General features: G+C 42.8%; 6 protein-coding genes and 1 pseudogene. 5 read left to right on the top strand and 2 right to left on the bottom strand.

Annotation, left to right across the window (positions count from 1 at the left end; all coding sequences use genetic code 11):
- Positions 1–276: 276 nt before the first annotated feature.
- Positions 277–2,913 (top strand): hybrid sensor histidine kinase/response regulator, encoded by a 2,637-nt coding sequence (locus IQR33_RS11410; RefSeq protein WP_017635171.1) that lies wholly within the window; start codon positions 277–279, stop codon positions 2,911–2,913.
- 68 nt (positions 2,914–2,981) lie between these two features.
- Here IQR33_RS11410 and IQR33_RS11405 read toward each other — a convergent pair whose 3' ends face one another.
- Together IQR33_RS11405 and IQR33_RS11400 are read right to left on the bottom strand one after the other, a co-directional pair.
- Positions 2,982–4,325: an MATE family efflux transporter gene (locus IQR33_RS11405; protein WP_017635172.1), complete on the bottom strand. Its 1,344-nt coding sequence runs from the start codon at positions 4,323–4,325 to the stop codon at positions 2,982–2,984.
- A gap of 121 nt (positions 4,326–4,446) precedes the next feature.
- On the bottom strand, positions 4,447–4,761 hold the full coding sequence (locus IQR33_RS11400; protein WP_005373603.1) for a DUF496 family protein: 315 nt from the start codon (positions 4,759–4,761) through the stop codon (positions 4,447–4,449).
- A gap of 220 nt (positions 4,762–4,981) precedes the next feature.
- On the opposite strand from IQR33_RS11400, the gene IQR33_RS11395 reads away from it, so the two are divergent.
- The 4 genes and pseudogenes from IQR33_RS11395 to IQR33_RS11380 form a co-directional block, all read left to right on the top strand.
- Positions 4,982–5,206 carry a hypothetical protein gene (locus tag IQR33_RS11395; RefSeq protein ID WP_005385630.1) on the top strand — a complete coding sequence of 75 codons (225 nt, stop codon included), beginning with the start codon at positions 4,982–4,984 and terminating at the stop codon, positions 5,204–5,206.
- Positions 5,207–5,371: 165 nt separating this feature from the next.
- Positions 5,372–6,022 carry a YceH family protein gene (locus IQR33_RS11390; RefSeq protein ID WP_005373594.1) on the top strand — a complete coding sequence of 217 codons (651 nt, stop codon included), beginning with the start codon at positions 5,372–5,374 and terminating at the stop codon, positions 6,020–6,022.
- On the top strand, positions 6,019–6,336 hold the full coding sequence (locus IQR33_RS11385) for a GIY-YIG nuclease family protein (protein WP_053304534.1): 318 nt from the start codon (positions 6,019–6,021) through the stop codon (positions 6,334–6,336). Before IQR33_RS11390 ends, IQR33_RS11385 begins: the two co-directional genes overlap by 4 nt.
- Positions 6,337–6,667: 331 nt before the next feature.
- Positions 6,668–7,012 (top strand): annotated as a pseudogene (locus tag IQR33_RS11380) (ABC transporter substrate-binding protein); the annotation flags it as partial.

The raw sequence follows: 7,012 nt of genomic DNA, 5'->3' as shown, positions 1-7,012 counted from the left end.
GCAACTCAATAGGTAAACATACAATAGATGATTTCCTGAAAAGTGATGCGACTCTTAGTTGTGAGTGAAACTTTATTGTTTGCATCCAACTTTAAGATAAAAAAATATGACTTAAATCACAATTTTTACTGCATTAGCCGATGATAAAACACTCACAATAACCATAGTCTAGGTAGGTGAATGTTGTTTGAAAGTAACAATGTCGTATATGCCTTTCAATGCAAGAAACTAGTCTAATATTAAATAAACGGATGAAATCAACCATTAGGCTGATGGATGTTGAGATTATCAATAAAAACACGCTTAGCACTCCTCGCACTATTACCCGCTGTGGTAATAGTGGTGTTTGCAGTTCAGCAGTTTTCTGATAATGCGTTGCGCGTGAGCCGTCTCAATCAAACGGTTAGCAATATTCAAGGTTTCCAATTGATATCCAAGGCCTCCCACTTTATTTACTCCATAGAGAAAGTACGCCGACAGCCTGATCTTCAAGTCTCTGCAGCCATTAATATTGAAGAACAAGGTGAAGTTATTTCTTCTTTGCATCAAAAGTTTGTGAGTAACCCTAATACTGCTGAGTATGCTGATGAACTGAAAGAAGCCATGCTGGGGGTATTGTCAGGTAGATTGAGTGAGATGGACGACCTGGGTGATTGGGCATTTCAACAGCTCCAAAATATGTCGCGCTCTTTGTTGCAAAATCATCAATGGTATGGCAGTGACGATGGCATTCGCATGCAAAATTTTATTGCCTACCTTGCTCAGCTCTCTTTTTGGACACAGAAAGAAGCTTGGCTGACGAACCGTTTAGTCCAAGACCCTGAGAGTCGGCTAAGTCAAAGTATGTTTTATCAGGCGATTGACCGACAGCAGCAAAATTTGGATGCGTTTTTAAACTTAGGTGGGTCATACGAGCAAGTGGATAAATTGCTTGGCTTGTTTACTTCGCCGAGATATCAGAGAAACTTAGCGTCTCGCGGACAATTAATGTCAGGAGACATGTCACAAAGTGACTACACCGCGTATTTAAAAGAACTCGATTTTCGTGTGCAGCGCTTACAAGTGCTCATTGATGGGTTCACCAAACAAACTGAGCAGTCGCTTCTCACGCAGGTTCATGAACAAAAGGCCAATATAGCGATGATCAGTTTTGGCGTCGCCTTAGTGGTTATCCTGCTTTGTTGGCTCGGATTTAGTACTTGGTTCCGAGTTAACAGCAAACTCGATGCGATCATTCATACTTTAAACGCGTTGATCAACTCCGAAGAGAAGCAAACAAAAGTCAAAGTTGATGGAAGTGATGAACTGACCATTTTTGCTCAGCAAGTGAATCGAGTGGTTGAAGAAATGCAGAGACAAACTGAAGAAATACTGCATGCAAAAGAGTCAGCAGTATCGGCTAATCGTGCAAAATCTGTGTTTCTTGCCAACATGTCACATGAAATACGCACGCCCCTTAACGGGATCATGGGCATGACAGAAATACTCTCTCAAAGTGAGTTGTCTTCGCATCAACAAGAAGTTGTTGATGACATTGACTCCTCATCTCAAACACTGCTTACTTTACTTAACGATATATTGGATCTCTCTAAAATCGAGTCTGGACGATTGGAGCTGTCACTAGTAGAAGCGGATATCCGAGAAGTCGTGTATCAGTCGGTGATTTTATTCCAATCCAAAGCAACATCTAAACAGCTAAAGTTAGGTATTAATTTAGCTGAAAATATCCCCATTCGCGTGATGGTCGATGATCATCGTGTCAAACAGGTAGTTACGAATCTGGTATCGAATGCGGTTAAGTTTACCGAAAGTGGGCATGTATGCGTTGATGTTAGTTATGAGGAATTACTTGAGAAAGAACGTGGAGTGCTGACGTTTAAAGTAGAAGATACCGGAATAGGCATTGATCAAGATAAGTTAACCACGATTTTTGAACCCTTTACTCAGGAAGATGAAGGAGTGTCGAGGCAATTTGGCGGTACAGGGTTGGGTTTGGCAATTTGTTGTCAGCTTGTGTCGATGATGGGGGGCAAGCTCGTAGCAACATCTACAAAAGGAGTGGGCACATGCTTTGAATTCTCGATTGAGGTTGAAGCAATTCCGGTGTTTGGCTGGCGTTCGGAGGTGATTAATAAAGGGCTTTTGATCTGCTCAAATTACGACTACGCCGACCAAGTATTAAAAGAGTGTCGCTTAGCGAAAATCAATCTCTTTGGTGTTAATAATGTGAATGAAGTGCAAGCGATAAATGATGACTTTGATGTCATATTTCTGTGCCACAGTAACGACGCTAATACCGATGAAATCTTGGATAATCTATCATTTAATTACGATCTTCGCCGTGTGATTATTTGCCAGCATCATTTATCCACTCCCTACGAAAATGCAGAAAAAGTACATGCCGTACTCACATTACCTTTCCTTGGCAATCGATTTAAGCATGTCATTGATGATTTAGCTAAGGTTGAAAAGACCATATCAAGTGACAATGTCACCAATAATGTTGTCAGCTCTGAATATCGAGCGTCGCGCTCTCATCGCAGGATCTTAATTGCGGAGGATAACTTGATGAACCAGAAAATAGCGAGTTTCTTTCTGGATAAAGCAGGTTATGACTATTTGATAACAAGCAACGGTCAAGAAGCGTTAGAAGCCATCACAAAGGGAGAAGAATTCGATGCAATTTTAATGGACTGCATGATGCCCGTGATGGATGGACTGACCGCGACGAAAGAAATTCGTCGTTGGGAAAAGAAAGCAGGACGTGAAAAAACGATGATTATCGCACTCACTGCGAGTGTTTTGGAAGAAGACATCCACAACTGTTTTGCGGCAGGCATGGATGCTTATTTACCTAAGCCGTATAAATCGAACCAGTTATTTGAGCTCTTTAGTGAATTAAAACTCGCCTAGCTAACATTTCAACTTAGACAAGGCGTCAAAACGATAAAGCCCCACTTCAGGGGCTTAGTTCTGATTATTCATTGTTGTGCGTTGGCTTGCGCGCCTGCGAGTTTGCGTATGGTTTGGCGATAGGTTAGGTATGCGGAAACACCAGCTAACAGGTTGCCGATACAAGCGCCTAAGAGTAAACCTCGGATTCCATCCATTTGAGCGCCAACCCACAAGCACGGTAGGAAAAAGACAAACAAGCGCAGCGCTGAAATGGTGAGCGCGGTGTAAGATTTGCCTAATGCATTACAAAGAGAAACCATTAGCATACAAACCCCTAATGAACCCAAACTGATCGGCACTATCAGTAAATGCATTTCCAAGACTTGCTCCACTTGCACATCACTTGTCATCAATAATGCGAGTGGGTTTGCGACGGCAAATGTAATGGCAGCAATCAAAAGTTGGAAACCTAGAATGAATTTTACGGCAATACTGACGAGCCTTTGGATATCTTCATAGTTCTTTGCTCCAAGTAAGCGTCCAACCATTGGAGGCATAGACATTGTCAGCGCCAAGACCGAAACGATAGCAAAGAACTCATAGCGTGAACCAAGCGCCCAAGCGGCGACTGCTGCGGTTCCAAAGCTTGCCAATAATTTTGTTGCTAGCATGGAAGACAACGGTGGCAGCAGTTGGCTAATCATCGCAGGGCCCATAATGTTACCGATAGATGCAACACTTTTGGCTACGTTAAGATCTTGCCATTGTGTCGTTGCCCAGTGATTCTTTTTCACGCGAGGAGCGACGACTAAAATACCAAACCCAAAAGCGACGATGGTTGCTATTGCCGCTCCGTTAATACCCAAGTCAAACGTGAAAATAAATAGCGGATCGAGTACAAGGTTCACGCCGCTGGTTATCATCATCATTGTGCCAGGTAACATTGTATTGCCATTAGCTCGGCAGATACTGTAATAAAAATACAAAACCGCACCAGTCCATGAGCTTAATAACCACCAAGGCCAGTAACTGTCGATTATCGGCATAACAGATTCTGGAGCGCTTAATAGAGCTAAAATGGGGTAGCGCAAAAGCCAAATTAGCCCGCCAAAAATAGCGACACCAATTGAGCCGATCATCAATACCAATCCGCCAAGTTGTTTGGCATACTGGCTTTCATTCGCCCCAAGAGCTTTAGAAATGACCGCTGTCGTTGCGATCCCTAGACCGACTTGAATGCCGATAATGACCATTTGCAAAGGCAGAGTGAAACCTTGAGCGGCTAACGGTAAAACGCCGAGCTGACCGATAAACGCGCTATCCACAAGCTGAAAGCTCATTAAAGACAGAACGCCAAAAAGCATTGGCCAGGTCATCGTAAATAATTGTTTTGCAAGCGTTGGTTGTGTACTTGTCGTAGTTGAAGACATAGAAAGCTGAATGCGTTAGGAATAAGAGTTAGATTGATTGTACACGGCGGTTAGTTTAGAGACAAAAATAAACCCCGAGGAAGATATTCTTGCTCGGGGTTCGAAAATCTAGCTTACGCGTTTATTTTTTGCCGCTAGTTTGCTTGTCTTCTTCAGTCAGCTCACGAATGCGACGGCTGATGTCACGACGTGCTTTAGAGATCTCAGCGCTTTTAATGATGTGGTCATCAACACGATCTTCATAGTCTGCTTTCATATTTTTGATGATTGCGACGATTTCATCGTGAGTCATTTCTGGTTTGATGTAGTCTAGAAGGTTTTCTAGAAGATCAACACGTTTGCGGTTATCACGAACTTTCTTCTCGTTATCAAGAAGCTCACGTTTTAGTTTGTTTTTACGACGAGCTTGGTTAACGATTTCAAATACGCTACTCATAGTTCTCTTTCCTAATTTTATGAATATCTTCCTCGATTAAAGCACAACATCCAGTGGCATAACAGTCTTTAGATCAATAGCAATGCAGAGTTGAACATTTCTCAACCAATTGCGCTGTGTCCATATAATCGTGCTGCTTTCTTCGAGTTTTGGCCAACAACGTAGAATCCATCGATTCATTGTCATAACGTGGCCTTCACTATATTATCAACACCATTGAATGCAAAATGATGAACTTGATATGGACTCTGGTAACACTGCGGAGCAAGTAAATAGTCAAGATAATGAGCAAGTCACTCGCTCTGTGGCTGAAAAGTTAAAAACGGCGTATATCAACGCTCGTGAGCAACTCGAAATCATCGAAGTTGAGCTTAATCGTTCAAAAATAATGATGGTCGACCAAGATGGCAATTTGACGAGAGTGCCGATTCTCTCGGAGCATTGATACCTGACCCTATTCGTAAGGGGTGTCAGGTCTTACGCTATGCTTTAGCCTGACACCAACACCTGAACCGCTAACGCTTCTTGCACTGCTGTGTGAATTTATGGCGTATGATTTCGAAGCGATTTAGGTACAAAGTCAAATGCAAAAATAATAAGGAAATGCATTATGAAAGTTGAGCTAACGGCAATTGAAGCACGAGTTATTGGTTGCTTGATCGAAAAAGAAGTCACTACCCCAGATCTTTACCCCCTCAGCCTGAACGCATTAACCAACGCGTGTAATCAAAAAAGCAACCGTGATCCCGTGATGTCACTCTCTGAGTCAGACGTTCTCGATGCCGTTGATGCTCTTATTGAGCGCAGGCTCGTCAGTGACGAAAGTGCGTTCAACAGCCGCGTCAGCAAGTATCAACACCGTTTCTGTAATACGGAATTTGGTGATTTAAAGCTGACAGAGCAGGAGAAGGGCATTGTATGCTGTATGCTTTTGCGCGGTGCTCAAACACCTGGGGAAATTCGTACTCGTACTAATCGTCTCGCGACATTTCATGATGTAAAAGAAGTGGAAACGGTCCTTGAGCATTTAGCAAGCGAAGAGAAAGGACCATTAGTGGTCAAATTACCACGTGAGGCTGGTAAGCGGGAGTCGCGTTATATGCATTTGTTCTGTGGTGATGTTGATGCGTCCGAACTTGCAGCGCCTGTGTCTGCTGCAAGCTCGAGCTCCGATCGAGTAAGTCAGCTAGAGCTCGAAGTCGCTCAGCTGAAAGAAGAGCTGGATGAATTAAAAGCTAAGGTTGAGTCACTGCTTTCATGATGGAAAATACAACGCAGCGTTGGAGTGTCTACCTGATACGAAATAACCGCAACGCGTTGTATTGTGGTGTTACCAATGATGTTGAACGAAGATTCAATCAGCACCAAACCGGAAAAGGAGCGAAAGCTTTGAAGGGAAAAGGCCCTTTGGTATTGGAATGGTCATCGGATTTTGAGTCAAAGACGCTTGCCATGCGAGCAGAGTACTATATTAAGCAACTAACTAAAGCGAAAAAAGAGCTGCTCGTTATGTCAAAAGCAAATATTGTCGTCGACGAACATCAACAAATGATGTTAGAGATAGTGGCACTCTGATAAGCCCTTGCTACGCAAAGATACACGGAAACCGCCTATGTCACATTGGCGGTTTCTTTTTGTTTTTGGAGTACCATGTAGGAATAAACTGACGCATAATGGGCTGGTGTTCTGTTTAAAGGGCCTGAATATGAAAAGCGCGAAATGTCTCTACGTTATCGAGACAAAGGAAGCGACTCAATGTACTTTCATTTGCATCCACTCAGACCAAGAACTAATTTACTATTGAAACAGGCACTAAGAGGAAGGTAGATTACAAGAGTATAGGATGACTCGGCTAGGTAATGAATAGAGCTGAATTAGGCTCATAAAAAAGCTAAAAGAGCAGTAGATGAAAAAAGCGTTAGTATTCTCCCTGATTTCAATGGCCGCTTTTGCGCCGAATGTGCAGGCCACCCAAGTTCTTAATGGGTATTGGGCATATCAAGAGTTTTTAGACCAGTTTCCACAACAGAAGCAGCTAACTAGTGCGTTGGCTGAAGTGGTAAGAGAAACCCCTGTACCCGTAGCAAAAGACAAGAAGCGTCCACTGAAAATTTCTGTTGTTTATCCAGGGCAGCAGATCTCTGATTATTGGATTCGAAACATCGATGCGTTTGAAAAACGCCTAGATAAGCTTGATATCGACTATCAACTAAATCAAGTGTTTACTCGTCCTAATGCAGATATAAAGCAG

Origin of the sequence: Vibrio sp. OPT46 (assembly GCF_015163535.1) — a bacterium.
Taxonomy (GTDB): domain Bacteria; phylum Pseudomonadota; class Gammaproteobacteria; order Enterobacterales; family Vibrionaceae; genus Vibrio; species Vibrio alginolyticus.
This window is presented reverse-complemented; position numbering and strand designations above follow the sequence as displayed.